The following is a 20,867-nucleotide window of genomic DNA, read 5'->3' as shown; positions in this document are numbered from 1 at the left end:
CATCCGCAGGAGGGAGTCATGATCAACGCCCGTCGCATGCTCGTGCTGGCCGCCGCCGTCACCCTGGCGATCGCATCCGCCGTCTCAGCCCAGACCGTCGACAACTCCAAACGGATCAAGGTGGCGATGGTGCCGAAGCTCGTCGGCCTGTCCGTGTTCAAGGCCAACCAGCAGGGCGCCGAAGCCGCGGCGAAAACGCTGAATATCGATTTCCTCTACACCGGTCCGGTGACCGCATCGGCGCAGGGCCAGGTCGACGTCTTCAACAGCCTTATCGCGCGGAAATTCGATGTCATTACGACCACCTCGAACAATCCGACCCAGCTCGCGCCCGCGCTGAAGCGCGCGATGAAGCAAGGGATCAAGGTGGTTTCCTATGACAGCGACGTCGCACCGGACGCACGCGATTTCTTCATCCAGAATACCGAGTACCCGGCGTTCGGCAAGGCACTTGTCGATTCCGTCGCGAAGTACATCCCCGCGGATTCGGAAGTGGCGATTCTTTCCTCGACCAAGGATGCCACGATCCAGAACGAATGGATCAGTGCGCTCACGGCGTATATGAAAACCGCCTACCCGAAAATGAAGATCGTCACGACGGAGTACGGCCAGTCCGATCCTTCGAAGTCGTTGACCGCCGGGCTCAACATCCTGCAGGCGCATCCGAACGTCGCCGCGATCATCGCGCCCGATGGCGCCTCCGAAGTCGGCGCGGCGGCGGCGGTGCAGAAGCTGGGGCGCACCGGCAAGGTGTTCGTGACCGGTTGCAGCAATCCCGATGCCATCCGCCAGTACATCAAGGCCGGCATCATCAAGGCGAGTCCGTTGTGGGATGAAGTGAAGGAAGGCCAGCTGGTGATGCATGTGGCTCGCCTTGCCGCCAACGACGCGCTCAAGCCGAACGATACCTTTTCGGTTCCTGGCCTCGGCAACTACACCGTCAAGGACAAGGTGATCATCTTCAGCGAGCCGCTGATCTTCACCGCCGAAAATATCGATCAATACAAGTTCTGATTTCCCCATCCCCGAGGAGTTTCCATGAAGCGCGTGATTTTTACCGGCGGTAGCGGCAAAGCCGGTCGCCATGTCGTCCAGTACCTGGTGGACCAAGGCTACCGTGTGCTCAATCTCGACACGAAGCCTCTCGACAATCCTGCTGTCCGAACCCTCATTACCGACATCACGGACTCGGGGCAGGTATTCAACGCGTTGTCGAGCTACACGGGCCTTCACGAGTTCGATCCGAACCTGGCACCGGAGCCGATCGATGCCGTCGTCCACTTCGCCGCGATCCCACGCATCATGATCGTGCCGGACAACGAGGTTTATCGCGTCAACGTGATGGGTACCTACAACGTCATCGAAGCCGCCGCGAAGCTCGGCATCCGCAAGGTGATCATCGCCTCGAGCGAGACGACCTACGGCATGGTGTTCAATCACACGCCGCGCGACCCGGAATACTTCCCCCTCGATGAGGAATACCCGGTCGATCCACGCGACAGTTACGCCTTGTCGAAGATCTGTAACGAGAAGACCGCCCAGGCGTTCGCCGGCCGTACGGGCATGGACATCTACGCGATCCGTATCGGTAACGTCATCGAGCCGCATGAGTACGCGGGATTCCCGGGATTCTTCGCCAAGCCCGACTTCCGTAGACGTATCGCCTGGAGTTACATCGATGCGCGCGATCTGGGCCAGATCGTCGATCTCGGCATTCGCAAGGATGGCCTGGGTTTCCAGATCTTCAATGCGGCCAATAACGATGCCTCATCGGATCTGCCGACCGCCGAGCTGCTACGCCGCTATTTCCCGAACGTGCCGGTCAAGGGTGAGCTCGGCGAGTACGAAACGCTGCTCTCCAACCGAAAGACACGTGAGGTGCTCGGTTTCCAGGAGGCGCACAACTGGCGCCGTTACGTGAAGGCCTGACCCATCGGAGGATGCCACCATGCCCGCCCAGACTACCCTCGTCATCGTCCACACCGGCCCGGTCACCGTGCAGCCCCTGAGTTCGCTCGGGCCCGAATTGCTGCCGGGAGTGCGCATCGTCAACCTGGTCGACGACAGCCTGCTCAAGGACACCATGGCCGCCGGCCATGTCACGCCGGCGGTTACCCGTCGGCTGGCCCAGTACATGATGATCGGCCAGGAGATGGGGGCGACCCTTATCCTCAACGCGTGCTCATCGGTCGGCGAGGCGGCGGATTCGGTGCGCGCCCTGCTTTCGGTACCTGTATTGAAGGTGGATCAGGCGATGGCGGAGCGCGCGGTCGCAAGTGCGACGCGCATCGGCGTCGCCGCCACGGTGCAGACCACCCTCGACCCGACCGCACGCCTGATCGAACGCGTGGCGCGCGAGGCGGGCAAGTCCGTCGAGGTCAGGCGGGCACTGTGCGAGGGTGCCTTCGATGCGTTGCTTGCGGGACGCACGGACGAGCACGATGCGATCGTGGAGCGCCATCTGCGCGAGCTCGCCGCCGATGTCGATCTCATCGTTCTTGCCCAGGTATCGATGGGCCGGGTCGTCGACAGGCCAGGCAGCCGCTTCGACGTGCCGGTGCTCACCAGTCCCCGCCTGGGCATGGAACGCGTGGCGGAACTACTGCGCGGCCGGCTGGAACGTGCCGCGTGAGTCAGTGCTGGTGAGGGTCACGCGCGTCCGACGGACTGGGCGTGCCGAACGTACGGCCCAGATCGGCGACCTGATCGGCCGACAGCACCCGCGGATCGAGATGGCGCAGGAGCAAATGAAGCCTGGCGGTTTCTTCCAACTCCTCGATCGCATTCACGGCGGCGGTGAGCGACGTGCCGGCCACGACGGGACCGTGGTTGGCGAGCAGGATGGACGCGTAGCGTCCAGCCAGTCCGCGGATGGCGTCGGCGACCGCGGGATCGCCGGGACGGTGATAAGGAATGAGCGCCGTGTCACCGACCCGCATGACGTAGTACGGCGTCAGCGGTGGCAGAACGGATGCAGGATCGAGGCCGGGAAGCATGGAGATCGCCACGGCGTGCGTGGAATGCAGGTGGACGACGGCGCCCGAGCCGATCCGCGATTCGTAGAGCGCCTTGTGCAACGGCGCCTCCTTGGTCGGTTTGTCGCCGTCGACAAAACGTCCCTGCGCATCGAAACGGGCGAGGCGGGCGGGGTCGAGAAAACCCAGGGACGCATCGGTGGGCGTCATCAGCAAACCGCCGTCGTCGAGTACGGCACTGATGTTGCCGGACGAACCATGGGTAAGTCCGCGTTCGAACATCGATCGGGCGAAGAGGCAGATCTGCTCGCGCAGGCGTGACTCGCTCATGGGACCGGCTCCTGTGGGTTTCATGATGGTAGCGCAATCAGCAAGGCAAGCACCTGGAGAGCGGTATGGCGATGGGCGGAACGAACACGATCCTCGATGGGGGTCCCGACGGGCTCACCGAGGCGGGCCGATGGGCGGATCTCAACGTCGCTGTCGCTGGCCTGGGCTCGATGGGCCTCGGTATCGCGGCGAGCCTCTTGCGCGACGGCGCACGCGTGACCGGCTTCGATCCCGGCGAGCAGCGACGCGACGCTTTCGCCGCACTCGGCGGTGCCACGGTCACCTCTGCCTCGGCTGCCGCCGAGGGCGCGGATATCGTCGTGAGCGTGGTGGTGAACGCGGAGCAGACGGAGGCGTTGCTCTTCGGCGCCGATGGCGTGGCAGCGCACATGGCGTCCAACGCCGTCTTCGTATCATGCGCGACCCTGGCACCGGCAAAGGCACGTGCGCTGGCACGACAGCTGGAAGCCAGTGGGCGACACTACCTTGACGCACCGATCAGCGGCGGCGCCCAGCGCGCTGCGGAAGGCAGTCTCACCGTCATGGCCTCAGGTAGCGTGGCCGCCTTCGATCGAGCATCCCCGGTACTCGAAGCGATCGCCGGCAAGGTGTATCGGCTTGGCGACGCCGCCGGGCAGGGCGCGGCGTTCAAGATGGTCAACCAGTTGCTGGCAGGCGTGCACATCGCTGCAGCAGCGGAAGCCATGGCGTTTGCCGCCAGCGAAGGCCTCGATCTGCGCGCGGTATATGAGGTGATCACCGCGTCAGCGGGTAATTCGTGGATGTTCGAGAACCGCGTGCCGCACATGATCGACGGCGACTACACCTCGCGCAGCGCGGTCGACATCTTCGTCAAGGACCTGGGCATCGTGATCGATATGGGCCGGGCCAACACGTTTCCCGTGCCCCTGGCCAGTGCGGCGCTGCAACTTTTCGTCATGACCTCGGCGGCCGGCATGGGGCGCGATGACGACGCCTCCGTAGCGCGACTGTATGCGCACATCGCGGGGCTCGCCATGCCGGGCGAGCCCGTCGTCAAGACCGACCGATCCTGAAGGACTTCCCATGCCGCGCTTTGCTGCCAATCTCACGATGATGTTCAACGAGCACGCCTTCCTCGATCGCTTCGACGCGGCCGCCGTGGCGGGCTTCGATGCGGTGGAGTTCCTGTTTCCCTACGACCATCCCGTGGAACAGGTGGTCGAGCGCGTCGAGCGTAACCGTCTGGCCGTCGTGCTGATGAACCTGCCGGCGGGCGACTGGACGGCTGGCGATCGAGGCATGGCGGCGCTTCCGGCGCGTGCGGCGGAGATGCGCGAGGCGTTCGAGCGTGCCACGCCGTACATCCGCGCGTTGCGTGTACCACGCGTGCATCTGATGGCCGGGATTGCGCCGAACGACGACCTCCACTGGCGTGCCTATCGGGAGTCCATTCGCTGGTGTGCGGAACGCGCGGCAGCCCTGGGCGTGGATGTCTTGCTGGAGCCGGTGAACCGTCGCGACATGCCCGGTTATTTCATGAGCGATGTCGAGGCGGCAGTCGTCCTGATCGAGGAGCTGCATCTGCCGAATCTGCGACTCCAGCTGGATCTCTACCATGCACAGATCATCCACGGCGACGTGACGACGCGCCTGCGGCGCGCCATGCCGTTGCTCGGGCATGTCCAGGTGGCCAGCGTGCCCTCCAGGCACGAACCCGACGGCGAGGAACTCAATTACACGTTCCTCTTCAGCGAGCTCGACCGGCTTGGCTACAGCGGCCACGTTGGCTGCGAGTATCGTCCGCGCGGTCGCACGGAGGAGGGTCTCGGCTGGCTCGCACCCTGGACGAACGGATCGAAGGTGGCCGCATGAGCCTCTATCTCGGTGCTATTGCCGACGACTACACCGGGGCCTCGGATCTGGCGAGCACGCTCGCCGGCAACGGACTTCGCGTGGTGCAGACGATCGGGGTGCCCCCCGACGGCATCGACCTGCCCGAGGTAGACGCCGTCGTCATCGCGCTGAAGAGCCGCTCGATCCCCGCCGACATCGCGGTGCGCCAGTCGCTTGCCGCGGACGCGTGGCTCCGGTCGAAGGGTGCGGCCCATGTCTTGTTCAAGATATGTTCCACGTTCGACTCCACCGCGCAGGGGAATATCGGGCCGGTCACCGACGCGCTTGCGGCACCGTACCTCGCCATGCCGATCGTCTGTCCCGCCTTTCCTCGCAATCGTCGCACGGTCTACCAGGGACACCTCTTCGTCGGCAGCGACCGGCTCGACGAGAGTCCGATGAAGGATCACCCGGTCACCCCCATGCGCGATTCGAGCCTGCCCCGGCTGATGCGTGCGCAGAGCCGCCGAGCCGTGGGCACGTTGTCGCTCGCGGTCATTCGTGCCGGCGACGATGTCGTCCGGACGGAACTGTCGCGCCTTCGCCAGGCCGGTTGCGGAAGTGTGATCGCCGACGCCGTCACCGATGCGGATCTCGAGGTACTCGGCCGCGTCGCGTTGGACGATGCCGTCTCCACCGGTGCATCCGGCATGGGTCTGGGCCTTGCACGGGCCATGGTTGTCGGACGGGGTGGACTCGGAACCCCGGAGCCTGCGCGCGCGCCCGACGACCTGCGCGGTTCGCTGGTCCTCGCGGGCAGCTGCTCGATCGCGACGCTCGAGCAACTCGATCTTGCCGAAAGGGAATGGCCCGTGTTGCGGCTAGGTGCCGAAGAACTCATGGCAGGTACGACCAGCGTGAAGGCGGTGGTGGATTGGGCGCGCCGTCATCTGGCCGATGGCCCCGCTTTCGTTGCGACGAGTGCCTCGCCCGACCGCGTCGCTGCCTTGCAGGCGGCGCATGGCGCGCAACAGGTCTCGGCGCTGCTCGAGGACACGCTTGCCGAGATCGCAGCGCAGCTCGCGAGCGAGGGCTTGTCGCGACTGATCGTGGCCGGCGGCGAAACGTCCGGGGCCGTCGTCGATCGGCTCGGCATCGAAGCGTTTCTCATCGGTCGCGAGCTTGCCCCCGGCGTGCCGATGTTGCACGCCCTGGGACGTCGCTACGCGAACCTTCGCCTGGTGCTTAAATCGGGAAACTTCGGTGGGCCCGGATTCTTCACCGAAGCCATCATCGCCGAGTGAAGGTCATCTACCAGGAAAGCTTCGAACGGTCGCGAAAGAAGCCGCCGTTGGCAGCCTCACGCTCGGAGAGAAGCGCGGCCCAGACGATGCCTTCGGCACCTTCGGCCACGGGGCGTCCACCACTGCCGCCGAGCGCCGTGGCCGTCCAGCCTGGACAAACGGCGTTCACGAGTATCCCGCTGCCTTCAAGCTCGCGCGCGGCGACCTGCGTATAGGCATTGAGCGCTGCCTTCGATATCCGGTACGCCGGTGCGGTTTCGCCACACATATTGCTTACTGCGCACTCGCTTGAAACGTTGACGACACGGCCATAGCCATGGCGACGCATCAATGGAAGAGCGGCTGCCGTAAGACACCAGGCGCCGAGCAAGTTGGTGTCAAAAGCACCCCGAATCGCTTCGAGGTCGGGTTTGGACACCCGTGCGTCGTGGTCGAAATAGCCGCCCGCGTTGTTCACGAGGATGTCGAGCCGGCCGAAACGGCCGTCGATGTTGGCGACGGCCGCCTCGATATCGGCAGTGCGGGTGACGTCGAGCTTGATGGCGTAAGCATCGCCGCCCATGTCACGCACCGCCTTCAAGGCCTTCTCACCCTTCCCTGGCTGGCGCATACCCATGAAGACGGTAACGCCGAGCGATGCAAGCTGCTTCGATACCTCAAGTCCGATACCGCGATTAGCGCCGCTCACCAGCGCGATGCGCTGGCTGAGCGGCGGCTCAACGGCGGTCGGGTTCGATCGCTTCGTCTGCACGGGCAGGCGATGAACCTTCGCGGCGCTCATGGGGCTTTCGCAACCTCGCTACACGCGTTGTTGCCGCAGGCCTGCCAGCCACCACCGAGCGCCTTGTACAGCGACACGGCACGTGTATTGATACCCGCCTCGGCTTCTGCAAGCTGGTCCTCGGCCGAGAGCTGGGTACGTTCCGCGTCGAGCAGTTCGAGGTAGTCGGTGCGACCTGCGTCATAGCGAAGCTTGGCCAGCTCGGCGGCGCGACGGCTTTCCTTCGCCTGAACCACGAGCTTCTCGACGCGAATGCGTTGCTGGTTGAAGCCGACGAGTGAGTTATCGACATCCTCCAGTGCGCTGAGCACGGTACGGTCGTAATTCGCCTGGGCCTCCTCGGCGCGCGCCCGCGCGCCTCTCACGCCGGACGCCACGCGCTGTACGTTCAGGCCTGACCACGAGATGCTTGGCGCAAGCTGCCATGCCCGTGAATCGGCGCCGCCAAAGTCATTGCTGCGACCGGCAAGGAAGCCGACGAAACCACCCAGGGTGATATGCGGGAAGTAGTCGGCCTTGGCCACACCGATACGTGCATTCGCGGCGGCGAGCTCGCGCTCGGCGATGCGGATGTCCGGACGACGCTGCAGCACTTCATCCGCACCACCGATGGCGAGGCTGACGTCGATCGGCTTGAGCGTGGCCGGCGAGAGGTCGATGTCGAGCTCGCCCGGGCGCTCGCCAAGCAGAACCGCGATGCGGAACTGGTCGGCCTGGGCCTGGGTTTCGAGCACCGGCAGCTGCGCCTCCACCGAGGCAAGGCGAGCCTTCGCCGAGGCGAGATCCTGCTCCGCCCCGGTGCCGACTTCCACGCGCGCATTGATCACCTTCAGCGAGTCCTGCTGGTTGGTGATGTCGCGCTTGGCCACGTCGATACGCAGCTGGGTGCCGCGCAGGTCGAAGTAGTTGCGAGCGACTTCGGCGAACAAGGTGACCTGCGCATCCTGCAGCGAGGCCTCGCCAGCGCCGGCATCGGCACGTGCGGCCTCGACCGAACGACGGATACCGCCGAACAGGTCGAGTTCCCACGAGGCGTCGAAGCCAGCCTGATACGACGTGATCGTCTGGCGCTGGTCGGTGAAGCCCGGCTGCTGTTCCCGTGCACGCGAATAATCCACGCCGGTCTCGACATCCGGAATCTGCTGCGACTTCGCGGTGCCGAGGGCGGCGCGCGCCTGCTTCAGGCGGGCAACCGCGATCCTCAGGTCCGGGCTGCCCTTCGCCGCGCGGACGATGAGGCTGTCCAGCGTCGGGTCACCGAACTGCTTCCACCACTGCGCCTGGAACGCTTCGTTGGTCTGCTGCGCCGGGTCCACGCCTTGCAGCGTGACCGGTGCTTCCTTTGGTGCGTGGTAGTCGGGGCCCACGCTCGCGCAACCGGCGAGGACGAGGGCCGCGAAGAGTGCCGTCGTACGGAATACGATTTTCATGATCACGACTCCCGGGCCGCGTGTTCGAGCAGGCGACGCTCACGGCGCGCCGCACGGTTCGCTGCCTGGCGTTCGTTCCAGCCGCGGATCAGCACATAGAAGAGCGGGGTGAAGATAAGGCCGAAGAAGGTGACGCCGAGCATGCCGGCAAACACCGCCACGCCCATCGCATGACGCATCTCGGCGCCCGCACCGTGCGAGGTCACCAGCGGCACCACACCCATGATGAAGGCGAACGAGGTCATCAGGATCGGACGCAGTCGCAGGCGGGCCGCTTCGAGCACGGCATCCACACGGTTCATCCCTTCGATTTCGGCTTCGCGAGCGAACTCGACGATCAGGATGGCGTTCTTGCAGGCCAGGCCTACCAGGACGATCAGACCGATCTGGGTGAAGATGTTGTTGTCGCCACCGGTAACGATGACACCGGCAATGGCGGAGAGCAGCACCATCGGCACGATCAGGATGACGGCCAGCGGCAGACTCAGGCTTTCGTACAGCGAGGCGAGCACCAGGAACACAAGCAGCACCGACAGCGGGAAGACGAGCACCGCGGTGTTACCGGCAAGGATCTGCTGGTAGGTCAGCTCGGTCCACTCGTAGCTCATGCCGTTCGGCAGGCTCGTGGCCAGCAGCTTCTCCATCGCGTCCTGCGCCTGGCCGGTGCTGTAACCCGGAGCCGCGCCGCCATTGATCTCGGCGGTGGGATAGCCGTTGTAATGCTGCACGCGATCCGGGCCGTTGGTCTGGCGCATCGTCAGGAACGAACCCAGCGGCACCAGGTCACCGGCGGCGTTGCGGGTCTTGAGGCCCACGACATCGGACGGTTCGTGGCGGAACGACGGCTCGGCGGACACGTTCACCTGATAGGTGCGACCGAAGCGGTTGAAGTCGTTCACATAGAGCGAGCCGAGGTACGCCTGCATCGTCTGGAACACGTCGCCCAGGTCGATGCCTTCGGACTTCGCCTTTTCGCGATCGATGTCGGCGTCGAACTGCGGCACGTTCACCTGGAAGCTGCTGAACAGGTGCGCGAGTTCAGGCGTCTTCTGGCTGGCGCCGATGATGCCCTGGGTCTGCTTGTAGAGTTCGTCGAAACCGAGGTCGCCACGATCTTCGAGCTGGACACGGAAACCGCCGATCGTGCCGAGGCCGTTGACCGGCGGCGGCGGGAAGATCGCGATGTAGGCACCCTGGATCGACGCGAACTTGGCGTTGAGCCGCGCGACGATGGCGTCGGCCGAGAGGTCCTTGTCGCGACGCTCTTCGAACGGCTTCAGCGTCACGAAGACGATGCCCGAGTTGGTGCTGTTGGTGAAGCCGTTGATCGACAGACCGGGGAACTGCACGGCACTCGCGGCACCGGGATCCTTCAGGGCGATGTCGCCCATTTCGCGGATCACGGTTTCCGTGCGATCGAGCGATGCCGCATCGGGCAGCTGCGCGAAGGCGACGAGGTACTGCTTGTCCTGCGGCGGCACGAAGCCGGTCGGCGTGCGGGCGAAGCCGAGCACGCCCAGGCCTACGAGGCCGGCGTACAGCACCAGCATCACCACAGCGAAGCGGAGGATCTTCTTGACGCCACCGACGTAGCCGTTCGAAGCGCGCTCGAACGTCCGGTTGAATGGACGGAAGATCCAGCCGAGGCCGCGGTCCATCATGACCGTGAGCTTGTCCTTCGGCTCGTCGCGGCCCTTCAGCAGCAAGGCGGCAAGCGCGGGGCTGAGGGTCAGCGAGTTGAACGCGGAGATCACCGTCGAGATGGCGATGGTCAGGGCGAACTGGCGATAGAACTGGCCGGTCAGGCCGCTGATGAAGGCGGCGGGGACGAACACGGCACACAGCACGAGTGCCGTGGCGACGATCGGCCCGGTCACTTCGGTCATGGCCTGGCGGGTGGCCATCTTCGGATCGAGCCCGTGCTCGATGTGGCGCTCGACGTTCTCCACGACCACGATCGCATCGTCGACGACGATACCGATGGCCAGCACCAGTCCGAACAGCGACAGTGCATTGAGCGAGAAGCCGACCAGGTACATCACGGCGAAGGTGCCGATCAGGGACACCGGTACGGCGACGAGCGGGATGATCGACGCGCGCCAGGTCTGCAGGAACAGGATCACCACGAGCACGACGAGGATGATCGCCTCGAACAGCGTATGCACCACCGCCTCGATCGAGCCGCGAACGAACACGGTCGGATCGTAGACGATGGTGTAATCGACACCCTGCGGGAAATCCTTCTTCAGCGTGGCCATTTCGGCACGCACTTCGTCGGAAATCGCGATGGCGTTCGAACCGGGGCGTTGGAAGATCGGAATCGCGACGGCTTCGCGGTTGTTCAGCAGGCTGCGCAGGGCGTAGTTGTTCGAGCCCAGTTCCACGCGAGCGACGTCGCGCAGGTGGGTGACCGAACCGGTCGGATCGCTGCGCACGATGATGTTGAGGAAGTCATCCTCGGTGACGAGACGGCCCTGCGTGTTGATGTTGACCTGGAAGGCATTCGAGTTCGGGCCCGGGGGCGCGTTGAGTGCGCCGGCGGCGACCTCGATGTTCTGCTCGCGTACCGCCTTGATCACGTCACCCGTGGTCAGGTTGCGGATGGCCAGCTTCTCCGGGTTCATCCACACGCGCATGCTGTATTCACCAGCGCCGAACAGCTGGACATCACCCACGCCGTCGAGACGGGCGAGCTGGTCCTTGATGCGTGTGCGGGCGTAGTTCGACAGGTAGAGCATGTCGTAACGGCTGTCCGGCGAGGTCAGATGCACGACCATGGTCAGGTCGGGCGAACTCTTGGTCGTCGTGACACCGAGACGCTGCACTTCTTCAGGCAAACGCGGCAGTGCCTGCGACACGCGGTTCTGCGTCTGCACCTGGGCGTTGTCGAGGTCGGTGCCGAGGGCGAAGGTGACCGTGAGGGTCATCTGGCCGTCGCTGGTCGACTGCGACGACGTGTACAGCATGCCTTCCACGCCGTTGATCTGCTCTTCGAGCGGCGTGGCGACGGTTTCAGCGATGACCTTCGGGTTAGCGCCGGGGTAGCTGGCCTTCACCACGACGGTCGGCGGGACGACCTCCGGGTATTCGCTGATCGGCAGCTTGAACACGGCGATACCGCCCGCGATCAGGAACAGCACCGACAGCACGCCCGCCAGGATGGGGCGTTCAACGAAATATTGCGCGATTTTCATGAGGATCAGTCCTGGTTCTGCGCCACGCTGTCGACGCCGGCAGGACGGGCGGCGGCGACGTTACGCGCGCTCTCCGGCACCAGCGAGGCCATCGCCACGCGCTTCGCATTCACTTCCACGCCCGGGCGCACGCGCTGCAAGCCGTTCACGACCACGACGTCCTCGGCATTGAGGCCGGAATCGACGACGCGCAGGCCATCGACCAGGGCACCGGTGGAGACGCGGCGGTACTCGACTTTCTTGTCCTTGCCGACGACGTAGACGAACTTGTTGCCGAGATCGGTGCCGACGGCCTTGTCGTCGATCAGCGCGCGCGGCTGGGTGTTGCCGCTACGCAGTTCCACACGGGCGAACAGGCCGGCCGTGTAGGCACCGTCGGTGTTGGGGAACACGGCGCGCAGGCGGATCGTGCCGGCACCGGCACGGATCTGGTTGTCGACGAAGTCGATCTTGCCGACATGCGGGTAGCCCTGCTCGTCGGCCAGGCCCATCTCGACGTCCGGCGCGTGGCCGTTAGCGCGGCGCAGGCGATCGAGCTTGAGGAAGGTCTGCTCGTCCACATCGAAGTAGACGTACATCGGATCGACGGTGACGACGCTGGTCAGCGTATCGGTCGGGGTCACCAGGTTGCCCGCGGTGATCTGCGCATTGCTGACCTTGCCGTCGACCGGGGCGCGGACTTCGGTGAACGAGAGATTGAGACGGGCATTGTCCAGCGCCGCCTGTACCGAGGCCACCTGCGCCTTGGCGCTGGCGGCGGCGGTATCGAGGCGATCGGCTTCTTCCTGCGAGACGGCGTGCTGCTGAACGAGCTTGCTGCCGCGGGCGGCATTGGCGTCGGCGTTCTTCGCTTCAGCCCTGGCTTGGGCGAGGTTCGCGGCAAGACGATCGCTTTCGGCGCGATAGGGGCGGGGATCGATGGTGAAGAGAAGGTCGCCCTTCTTCACCGTGGCGCCCTCGCGGAAATGCACGGTATCGACGTAGCCACTGACGCGCGGCTTGATCTGGATCGTGTCGACAGCCTGGATGCGCCCGGTGAACGCATTGGCGTCCGAGACGGGGCGCAGCAGGACCTGGGCCACCGTGACCTCGGGAGCCGGCTTGGCAGCTGCCGGTTCGGCGGCGTGGGTCGGCGAGCCGCCGGCGCTGAGCACGAGCGCGGAGACGATCGCGACGGCGAGTGCGGACGAACCGAACAGGAGTTTCTTCTTCATGACGAGGTCCTGAGAGCTTGAAAGGGGGGCGGAAAAGTCGTGCGGCGGTGCAGGATGCAACCTCAACCTTGGTTGAGATCAAGCCGGTCCGTCTCAGGGGGCGTAATCTAGGTCTTGCTCGTCAAGGCTTAAATGGGTCTACAATCATCGCGCCTGTGATTCACAGTCACGAATGAAGATCCCCGGAGTCGGCGATGGAAGACTTTTCCGCTATCAGCGTTTTTGTCCGCGTGGTTGAGGCCAAGAGCTTTTCTTCCGCAGCGCAGCATCTTGAGATGACGCCCTCGGGTGTCAGCCGGGCGATTTCCCGCCTCGAGGAAAGCCTGGGGGCGCGGCTGTTTTTCCGCTCGACACGATCGTTGCGTTTGACCGACGATGGCTCCGCGTTCTATGCACGTTGTAAGGAGATCCTTGCCGATCTTACCGAGGCCACCGAGGCTCTGGGCTACGCCAAGACGAAACCGGCCGGCAAGCTCAGGGTGGCGGCGTCCTCCGCCGTCGGGCGTGCGGCCATCATTCCGAACCTCGCCGAATTCGAGGCGAAGTTTCCCGATATCCGCCTCGAACTGACCATGTGCGACTTCCCGTTCGACCTGAACGAGGAGGGTTTCGATTGCGCCATTCGCATGGGTGAACTGGCCGATTCGAGTCTGATCGCGCGCAAGATCGGTCACTTCAGCAACGTGCTCTGTGCCTCGCCGGCCTATCTGGCACGCCATGGCGTGCCGACCACCATCGAAGATCTGAAGACCCATCGCACGGTGAATTTCGTCCACCCGAGCACGGGCAAGCCGTCGCAGTGGCAGTTCGACTCCCCGAGTGGCCGCGTGTCCGTGGATGTCGACGCCCACATGATGATCAATGACGGCGAGTCGGTGATCCAGGCCGCCATCGCCGGCCTGGGCGTGATCCAAGCGCCGCATTGCCTGGCCGCGAGCGCGCTGGACAAGGGCCTGCTGGAGATCATCATGACCGACACGATCTCGACCGGCTCCAACCTCTGGATCGTCTACCCGCAGAAGCGTCATCTATCGGCCCGCGTGCAGGCCTTCATCGAGTGGACCAGCGAGTTGTTCCAGCGCACCAGCACGCCACAGTGCCAGATCGTGCAGGCGCAGATGGCCGAGCTCGACCGGATCCGCAAGCTTGGCCCGGCGCCCATCGCGGCGGTGGCGTAACCCGGCTTCATAAAACTTCACCCGGACTTCAGGCACTTCACGGCGCCTGACGGTCCACTCGGGGCTCTTTCCATGGAGCCCTGGACATGCGCCTCACCCTCGTTGCCCTGATCCTCGCCGCCGCCCTGCCGGTGGCGGCGACCTCGTACCAGCCGCCCCGCGCCACCACCGATGGCTGGGCCGTCGCCGACGCGGCCAGGCTCGGCTGGGATACCGCCACGCTCGGCAGCCTCGATGACAAGGTGGCCGACGGCAGCTTCAAGCAGATCACCAGCGTGCTCGTGGTCGACCACGGCCGCCTCGTCTACGAGCACTACTTCAACGACGGCTCGGCCGACCTGCTCAACGATGTCCGGTCGGCCAGCAAGAGCCTCACGGCCATGCTCGTTGGCGCCGCCATCCAGCGCGGCGCGATCCCCGATGTGAAAGCACCCGTCTATGCGTTCTTCCCGGAGATCCCCGTCGATCACCCGGACCCGCGCCGGGCGGCGATCACCCTGGAGGACCTCATCACGATGAGCTCGATCCTTGAGTGTGACGACGACAATCAGTACTCCGCGGGCAACGAGGAGCGCATGTACGTCTCCGAGCGGTGGCTCGACTTCGCCCTGAACATCCCGATTCGCGGTTACGCGCCGTGGGTGGCCCGGCCCAGGGACTCACCGTATGGCCGCACGTTCTCGTATTGCACGGCGGGTGCCTTTCTTGCCGGAGCGGTGGTCGAGCGGGCGACGAAGATGCCGTTGGCCCGATTCGCCCACGAGGTACTGGAGCAACCCCTGGGGATCACCCAGGTGACATGGAACACCTCGAGCGAGGGAGTCGGCATGGGCGGTGGCGGTACGCGGTACCGATCGCGCGACCTCGCGAAGATCGGCTCGCTGATTGCCGATGGCGGTCGGTGGCACGGCCAGCAGGTGCTGCCGAAGGCCTGGGTAGCGGCGATGCTGAGCCCGCACGCCCAGGCCCGAGATGACGCCGATTACGGTTACCTGTGGTGGCAGTTCCGCTTTCCGGTGGGCGGCATCGAAACGAAGGTATGGGCGATGAGCGGTAACGGCGGCAACTACGTCTTCGTGCTGCCCGAGCGTGGCCTGGTGGCCGTGATCACCAGCAAGGCCTACAACAAGAGTTTCGCCCATCCGCAATCGCAAGCCATCTTCCGCGACTACATCCTCAAGTCCCTGTCGCGCTGACGCTCGGCGTCGCCCGGCTGCCGTACCTTCAGCTCGGGAGGACACCACGGGGCGGAAAGCACACGCTCCCGCTCGGCCGCCACGCGGCGATCGATCGCCGCCAGTACGGCATCGAACCCAGGGTCGCTCGCGATCGAGGCAAACAGGGGCGAGGCGCGGAGGTAGCCTGCGTCGCGCCAGCCCTTGTCGACGGCATCGGACAGGGCCGCAACTGCCCCTCGTTTGTCGCCGATGGCCTGTAGCAACACCGCAAGCTCCATGCGGCTCGCCGGCCAGGGATCGTCGATAAGACTGGTGCGCGTATCGGCGATCCGCTGCGTGAGCCACCCGGCACTCGCCGGCGTGGCGCCGTACACCGCGGCAAGCGTCGTTGCCAGGCGGGCATCCGGGCGCAGCGCATGGGCTTCGGCAAACGCGTTGGCGGCAGCGATGCGATCGTTACGCCGCAGGGCGAGTTCGCCGTCGAGCTGGGCGAGTTCGGCTCGCGGGGTGCCACGCGTTCGTGCCTGCGCCACCGCGGCGCGCGCTTCGTCGAAGCGGCCGTGCGCGAAAAGAAACGCGGGCCACGCGATATTGGAGAAAACATTGTCGGGCGTCAGGTCGAAGACGTGTCGAAAGCGGACTTCCGCGGCAGCGTCGAAGCCGAGCAGCTCGTATTCGCGTGCCACCTGCACGTCACGGAAGCGCACGCGCCCCGGGTCGCCGCGCATGTCGAGATTGGAACGCAGGGCATCGGCGAGGCGACCCTGTTCCTGATACAGATAAGCGGCCGACGAACGGCTGGCGTCGTCGGCGGGGTCGAGCTGTACGGCGTGTTCGTAGCCGGCAATCGCTCCTGAAATGTCACCAAGGCAATCGTGGGCGTAGCCGAGCGCGGACCACGCGTCGGCAAGGTCGGGTCGCAACGCGGTCGCGCGGCTCGCCAGGCGCAAGGCATCGCGGGCGTCATCCGCACCGGTGTTGTAGAGACAGGTGCGCGCCGACCGCGTGCGGCTCGCGCCAGTCAGTGCATCGGCATCGTCGGGTGCTTCGTGCAAGGCCCGGTCGTAGAGCGCCAGGGCGCGTTCGTTGTTGTCGCGCTGGCCCATGGCTGCGTACCAGTGCGCGCGCTGTAGCAACTCCTGCTGCGCGGTCGGCACCGGCTTCTGCTCGTGGCCGAGGAAGCCAGCACCCAGCGCGACTGCCGCCAGCACACCTACGGCGGCCAGGGCCGGCCAGATCGAGTGTCGTCGGCGCCCGGTGTCCGTCGACGTGCTTTCAGGCAGCGCACCCAGTTGGTAACCACGACCGCGCACCGTGCGGATGTAACGCGGCTGTCGCGCGTCGTCGCCGATCGCCTGGCGAAGCAGTCGCACACGCTGGGTCACGGTTTCCTCGTTCACCACGGCGGGCGCCCATACAACCGCCATCAGCTCGTCGAAGCCGACGACGCGGTCGCCGCGTTCGACGAGACAGGCCAGTAGCTGGAAGCTGAGACCGGTGACGTCGAGCACGACGTCACCGCGTTCGACCCGCTGGCGAGACAGGTCGATCGTGAGATCGAGCAGCCGATAGCGGGTGGTCATCGCCGGCGACTCAGCCGCCTGCGGGAAGCAGGAGCAGCAGGGCGATGCCGAGAACGATCCGATACACCGCGAACACAGTGAACTTGTGCGAACGGATATAGCCGAGCAACCACTTCACCGCGACGAACGCGACGATCGTGGAGACGACGAAAGCGACAGCGAGACCGGTCCAGTCTTCGCCCGCCGCACCGCCTTGCTTGAAGGTCTTCAGCAGCTCGTAGCCCGTGGCCGCATACATGGTCGGAATGCCGACCAGGAAGGCAAACTCGGTGGCGGCAGCGCGATTGCTGGTACCCGCGAGCATGGCCACGAAGATGGTCGAGGCGGAACGCGACGTACCCGGGAAGATGCCCGCAATAATTTGCGCCAGGCCGACGAGGATGGCCACGCGCCACGAAATGGCGACCTGATCGGGCCGGTTCATCGCGACCTTCTCGGCCACGATCATCCAGATGCCGCCGGCGATCAGTGCCCACGCGATCGGGGTGATCGTCTCCGGCAGCTTGAAGCCGAGCTTCGTTACGACCAGGCCAAGCGCGGCCGTGATCAGGAAGGCTACCGCCAACTTCATGACGTAGTCGCGGGTTTCCGGACGGCGCCAGTTCTGGACCATGCTCCAGAGCGTTCGCCAGTAAATGAAGGTCACCGCGAGGATCGCGCCGGCCTGGATCGCCACGTTGAACAAATCCGACCGCGCGCCCAGCCAGCGTTCCGCAATGAGCAGGTGGCCGGTGCTGGAGATGGGCAGGAATTCGGTGATCCCTTCGACGATGCCGAGGAGGATGGCGCTGATCAGGTCGTTCACGGGCTACGGCATTCCAGGCAAGGGGACGGGGCATAGCTTAGCCGCTGGCAGGCGCCATCACGCGGTGCGCACGCGCTGCACTGATATTTTTCCCTGTCGTAAGAAATCCTCACTCGGAATGCCATGGCGTCTTCATCCCCCCGGTTCCGTCGTCGACGTGACGGACGCCGTCTTGCGGTTCTCGGTGCCGCCCTGCTTATGGGCGCTTGTGCGCCGGCCGTGCGGCCACCTTCCTTCGCTCCGCGCGAAGACGTCCCGATCGCCGGTTTGCCAACGACGCAAGCCGGCTGGCCGCAATCGGAGTGGTGGAAGCGCTACGGCGATCCGCAGCTGGACCGCCTCGTCGATCTCGCGATGCGCGGCTCGCCGGACATGGAGCAGGCGGAAGCCCGCTATCGCGCCGCCATGCGTGCCGTCGATTCCGCCAGGGCCGAGCTGAATCCGCAGGTGCGAGGCCTCGTCAGCGGAAACCACGGCTACAGCGATGTGGCGGTCAAGGGTGAGTTACCCGGCGCGGCGGGTAGCGCGCAGCGATTCCAGCTCAACCCTGGCAGCAGCTGGAGCAACAGCGGTGCTGCTGGCGCTCTGGCCACCTGGGACATCGATCTGTGGGGCAAGCAGAAAGACGCCGTGTCCGCCGCCGTCGGGCAGGCACGCGCCGCCGAGGCCGAGCGTGCGTCGGCCGCGACGTCGTTGCAGTACAACGTGGTCAACACCTACTACGACTGGCAGGCACAGCAGGCCCGGCTTGCGGTTGCGCGACACGCCGCGCAAAGCTCGGCCGCTTACCGCGAACTGGTCGAGCTACGTGTCCACGGCGGGCTGGACGATCCGACCAACCTCGACCAGGCCGACGGCCAGCTTGCGCAGCAGCGACGTGCCGTCGCCCAGCTGGAGGGTGCGTCGAGCCTGGACGTCGTCCAGTTGGCGGCCCTGGCCGGCGTCTCGCCCAGGGATTTCGGCACGCTGACGCCATCAGCCTTGCCGACGCCCGACGCGAGCCTGCCCGCCGACGCGCGGCTCGGCCTCCTGGCGCGCCGCCCCGACATCACCGCGGCGCGCTGGCAGATCGAGGCTTCATCGAAAAACATCGACCAGGCACGTAAGGCCTATTACCCCGATGTCAGCCTGATGGCGCTGGGCGCCTTCCTTCGCACCTACCCCGACCTTGGTTCCGGCACGCGCACGGATCTTTCGCTCGGCAACATCGGCCCGTCGATCCAATTGCCTCTCTTCAGCGGCGGCCGCCTGCGCGCCCAGTTCGAGAGCGCGCAGGCACAGCTGGATAGCGCGGTGGCGCAGTACGACGGCGCTGTCGTTCAGGCCGCCGGGCAGATCGCCCAGGGTGTCACCACCTTGCAGATGCTGGACGATCAGCGCGTGCAGGTCGACAGGCAGTACGAGGCGAGCGCGGCACAACGGACCAAGGCGGCGGACCGCCGATCCAAGGGCCTTATCGACGACCGTACCTGGCTCAACGCCGACATGCAGCTCGACCAGCAGCGCGATGCGCGCCTGCAACTCGCCAGCCAGATGCTCTCGGCGAATCTCTCGCTTATCCACGCACTCGGTGGTGGTTACTACGCCGACGATGCTCCCGCTCTTCCGGCTGGCAACGCCGGCAAGGACTCTCCGCGATGACCACAGAAAACGACGAGCCACGCGACGAAGGCGAAGCCGGCACCGCGCCATTGCCCTTCAAGTATCGCTACAAGTACCTGCACAAATACGGGGACGAATCACCGCGCGGCGAGGATGGCGAAACCGAAGGCAAGGACGATGATAAGAAGGACGGCGACAGCGACGACAAGGACGTGAAGGATAAAGACAAGGACAAGGACAAGGACAAGGACAAGGACAAGGACAAGGACGGTAAGGACAAGGACAAGGACAAGGACAAGGACGACCCGAAGGCCAGGCGCAAGAAGGTGATCGTTCTTTCCGTGATCGCCGCCGTGTTCCTCCTCGCCGGGCTGGCCTGGCTGTTGCTCTACATCTTCGTTTTCTCGCAACGCGAGACCACCGACGACGCCTACGTGAAAGGCGACATGGTCACCATCTCGTCGCGCATCGCCGGGACAGTCATCGAAGTCGGCGTGGAAGAAACCGAACGCGTGCATCAGGGCCAGGTGCTGATCAAGCTGGACCCGGTCGACGCCCGCGTGAGCCTGATGAACGCGGAAGGTCAGCTCGCCCAGGCCGTGCGCGAGGCCCAGGCAAAGATGCAGCAGGCCAATCAAGCCGATGCCGCGATCCCCCAGCGCCGTGCCCAGTACGAGCAGGCGCGCGACGACTACAACCGCCGCCATCCGCTGCTCGAGCGTCGCGCCGTGTCGGCTGAAGAAGTCGACACCGGCAAGCGCCAGATGCAGCAAGCCAAGGCCGCGCTGGATGCAGCCGAGCGCGAGGCCGCCGCCGCGCACGCCCAGGTCGACGGCACGACGGTGGAGAACTACCCGGCGGTCATCCAGGCTCGCTCGCAGTTCCGCAATGCCTGGGTCAACAATGGTCGCAATGCGATCGTCTCGCCGATCGAAGGCTATGCCGCACGGCGCCAGGTTCAGGTCGGCCAGCGTATCCAGCCGGGCCAGGACCTGCTGACGGTCGTACCGTTGTCGGACCTCTGGGTGGACGCGAATTTCAAGGAGACCCAGCTGGAGCACATCCGCATCGGCCAGCCGGTAAAGCTCACGACCGACATGTATTCCGACGTGGAGTACCACGGCAAGATCGTCGGTCTGAACGCCGGCACGGGCAGCGCGTTCTCGCTGCTGCCTGCGGAGAACGCTACCGGAAACTGGATCAAGGTCGTGCAGCGCCTGCCGGTCAGGGTAGCGATCGATGCAGAGGACCTCCGCAAGCACCCGCTGCGCATCGGTCTGTCGACCGACGTGAACGTCGATACGCACGACCGCGACGGTCGTGTCCTCTCCGACACGGTGCGAAGCAAGCCGCTCGCCAGCACCACCGTCTACGAGCAGGAGATGGGCGAGGCCGACCAACACGCCGAGGAGATCATCCGCGCCAATACCGTGGATGCGACACCGAAGCCTGTTCCGGCCAGGCACGGCAGCTGATCG

17 protein-coding genes are annotated in these 20,867 nt (G+C 65.2%); 10 read left to right on the top strand and 7 right to left on the bottom strand.

Translation table 11 applies throughout. The features are described 5' to 3' along the window. Window positions 1-18: 18 nt before the first annotated feature. Genes BJI69_RS06725 through BJI69_RS06715 form a run of 3 tightly spaced genes read left to right on the top strand, consistent with a single transcriptional unit; the run spans window position 19 to window position 2,632 of the window. Entirely contained in the window at window positions 19-1,014 is a 996-nt protein-coding gene (locus BJI69_RS06725; RefSeq protein ID WP_046965772.1) for an autoinducer 2 ABC transporter substrate-binding protein, read from the top strand. A gap of 24 nt (window positions 1,015-1,038) precedes the next feature. After that, entirely contained in the window at window positions 1,039-1,929 is an 891-nt protein-coding gene (locus tag BJI69_RS06720) for an NAD-dependent epimerase/dehydratase family protein (protein WP_046965771.1), read from the top strand. 19 nt (window positions 1,930-1,948) lie between these two features. Continuing rightward, complete coding sequence (locus BJI69_RS06715; RefSeq protein WP_046965770.1) at window positions 1,949-2,632, top strand: aspartate/glutamate racemase family protein; 684 nt, start codon at window positions 1,949-1,951, stop codon at window positions 2,630-2,632. A 1-nt stretch (window position 2,633) separates the two neighbouring features. Here the strand turns inward: BJI69_RS06715 and otnC are convergent, their stop codons facing one another. After that, window positions 2,634-3,305, bottom strand: a complete 672-nt coding sequence (gene otnC / locus BJI69_RS06710; protein ID WP_046965769.1) for a 3-oxo-tetronate 4-phosphate decarboxylase — start codon at window positions 3,303-3,305, stop codon at window positions 2,634-2,636. Window positions 3,306-3,370: 65 nt separating this feature from the next. Here otnC and ltnD point away from each other — a divergent pair, with 65 nt between their 5' ends. From ltnD to otnK, 3 genes are read left to right on the top strand one after another with little or no spacing between them, the layout of a single operon-like run. Beyond that, window positions 3,371-4,360, top strand: coding sequence for an L-threonate dehydrogenase (gene ltnD, locus BJI69_RS06705; RefSeq protein ID WP_244465181.1), 990 nt, complete (start codon window positions 3,371-3,373; stop codon window positions 4,358-4,360). Between the two features lie 10 nt (window positions 4,361-4,370). Further along, a complete protein-coding gene (gene otnI, locus BJI69_RS06700; protein WP_046965768.1) occupies window positions 4,371-5,159 on the top strand; it encodes a 2-oxo-tetronate isomerase in 789 nt (262 codons plus the stop codon). Further along, window positions 5,156-6,424 carry a 3-oxo-tetronate kinase gene (gene otnK, locus BJI69_RS06695; RefSeq protein ID WP_046965767.1) on the top strand — a complete coding sequence of 423 codons (1,269 nt, stop codon included), beginning with the start codon at window positions 5,156-5,158 and terminating at the stop codon, window positions 6,422-6,424. Before otnI ends, otnK begins: the two co-directional genes overlap by 4 nt. A gap of 7 nt (window positions 6,425-6,431) precedes the next feature. Here otnK and BJI69_RS06690 read toward each other — a convergent pair whose 3' ends face one another. The 4 genes from BJI69_RS06690 to BJI69_RS06675 are packed head-to-tail and all read right to left on the bottom strand — an operon-like array spanning window position 6,432 to window position 13,043. Beyond that, the gene (locus tag BJI69_RS06690) at window positions 6,432-7,205 is read right to left on the bottom strand and encodes an SDR family NAD(P)-dependent oxidoreductase (protein ID WP_078023078.1); all 774 of its coding nucleotides are present in this window, start codon (window positions 7,203-7,205) and stop codon (window positions 6,432-6,434) included. Further along, entirely contained in the window at window positions 7,202-8,635 is a 1,434-nt protein-coding gene (locus tag BJI69_RS06685) for an efflux transporter outer membrane subunit (RefSeq protein ID WP_046965766.1), read from the bottom strand. Before BJI69_RS06685 ends, BJI69_RS06690 begins: the two co-directional genes overlap by 4 nt. Window positions 8,636-8,637: 2 nt before the next feature. Continuing rightward, entirely contained in the window at window positions 8,638-11,829 is a 3,192-nt protein-coding gene (locus tag BJI69_RS06680; RefSeq protein WP_046965765.1) for an efflux RND transporter permease subunit, read from the bottom strand. 5 nt (window positions 11,830-11,834) lie between these two features. Next, entirely contained in the window at window positions 11,835-13,043 is a 1,209-nt protein-coding gene (locus tag BJI69_RS06675) for an efflux RND transporter periplasmic adaptor subunit (protein WP_052766984.1), read from the bottom strand. Between the two features lie 194 nt (window positions 13,044-13,237). Here BJI69_RS06675 and BJI69_RS06670 point away from each other — a divergent pair, with 194 nt between their 5' ends. After that, window positions 13,238-14,221 carry a LysR family transcriptional regulator gene (locus BJI69_RS06670; RefSeq protein ID WP_046965764.1) on the top strand — a complete coding sequence of 328 codons (984 nt, stop codon included), beginning with the start codon at window positions 13,238-13,240 and terminating at the stop codon, window positions 14,219-14,221. 86 nt (window positions 14,222-14,307) lie between these two features. Then, window positions 14,308-15,417 (top strand): serine hydrolase domain-containing protein, encoded by a 1,110-nt coding sequence (locus tag BJI69_RS06665; protein WP_046965763.1) that lies wholly within the window; start codon window positions 14,308-14,310, stop codon window positions 15,415-15,417. On the opposite strand, the gene BJI69_RS06660 is transcribed toward BJI69_RS06665, so the two are convergent. After that, window positions 15,390-16,982, bottom strand: coding sequence for a winged helix-turn-helix domain-containing protein (locus BJI69_RS06660; protein WP_046965762.1), 1,593 nt, complete (start codon window positions 16,980-16,982; stop codon window positions 15,390-15,392). The two genes, BJI69_RS06665 and BJI69_RS06660, sit on opposite strands and share 28 nt — an antisense overlap. 10 nt (window positions 16,983-16,992) lie before the next feature. Beyond that, the gene (locus BJI69_RS06655; protein WP_046965761.1) at window positions 16,993-17,787 is read right to left on the bottom strand and encodes an undecaprenyl-diphosphate phosphatase; all 795 of its coding nucleotides are present in this window, start codon (window positions 17,785-17,787) and stop codon (window positions 16,993-16,995) included. A gap of 123 nt (window positions 17,788-17,910) precedes the next feature. On the opposite strand from BJI69_RS06655, the gene BJI69_RS06650 reads away from it, so the two are divergent. Both BJI69_RS06650 and BJI69_RS06640 read left to right on the top strand, forming a co-directional pair. Then, entirely contained in the window at window positions 17,911-19,428 is a 1,518-nt protein-coding gene (locus BJI69_RS06650; RefSeq protein ID WP_078023075.1) for an efflux transporter outer membrane subunit, read from the top strand. Next, window positions 19,425-20,864: an HlyD/EmrA/EmrK family protein gene (locus tag BJI69_RS06640; protein WP_078023072.1), complete on the top strand. Its 1,440-nt coding sequence runs from the start codon at window positions 19,425-19,427 to the stop codon at window positions 20,862-20,864. The genes BJI69_RS06650 and BJI69_RS06640 overlap by 4 nt, the downstream gene beginning before the upstream one ends. The last annotated feature ends 3 nt before the right edge of the window (window positions 20,865-20,867 follow it).

The sequence above is a fragment of the Luteibacter rhizovicinus DSM 16549 genome (genome assembly GCF_001887595.1).
In the GTDB taxonomy this organism is placed as follows: domain Bacteria; phylum Pseudomonadota; class Gammaproteobacteria; order Xanthomonadales; family Rhodanobacteraceae; genus Luteibacter; species Luteibacter rhizovicinus.
Note: the sequence above shows the minus strand (reverse complement) of the source record. Positions and strands in the feature narration are given on the sequence as shown.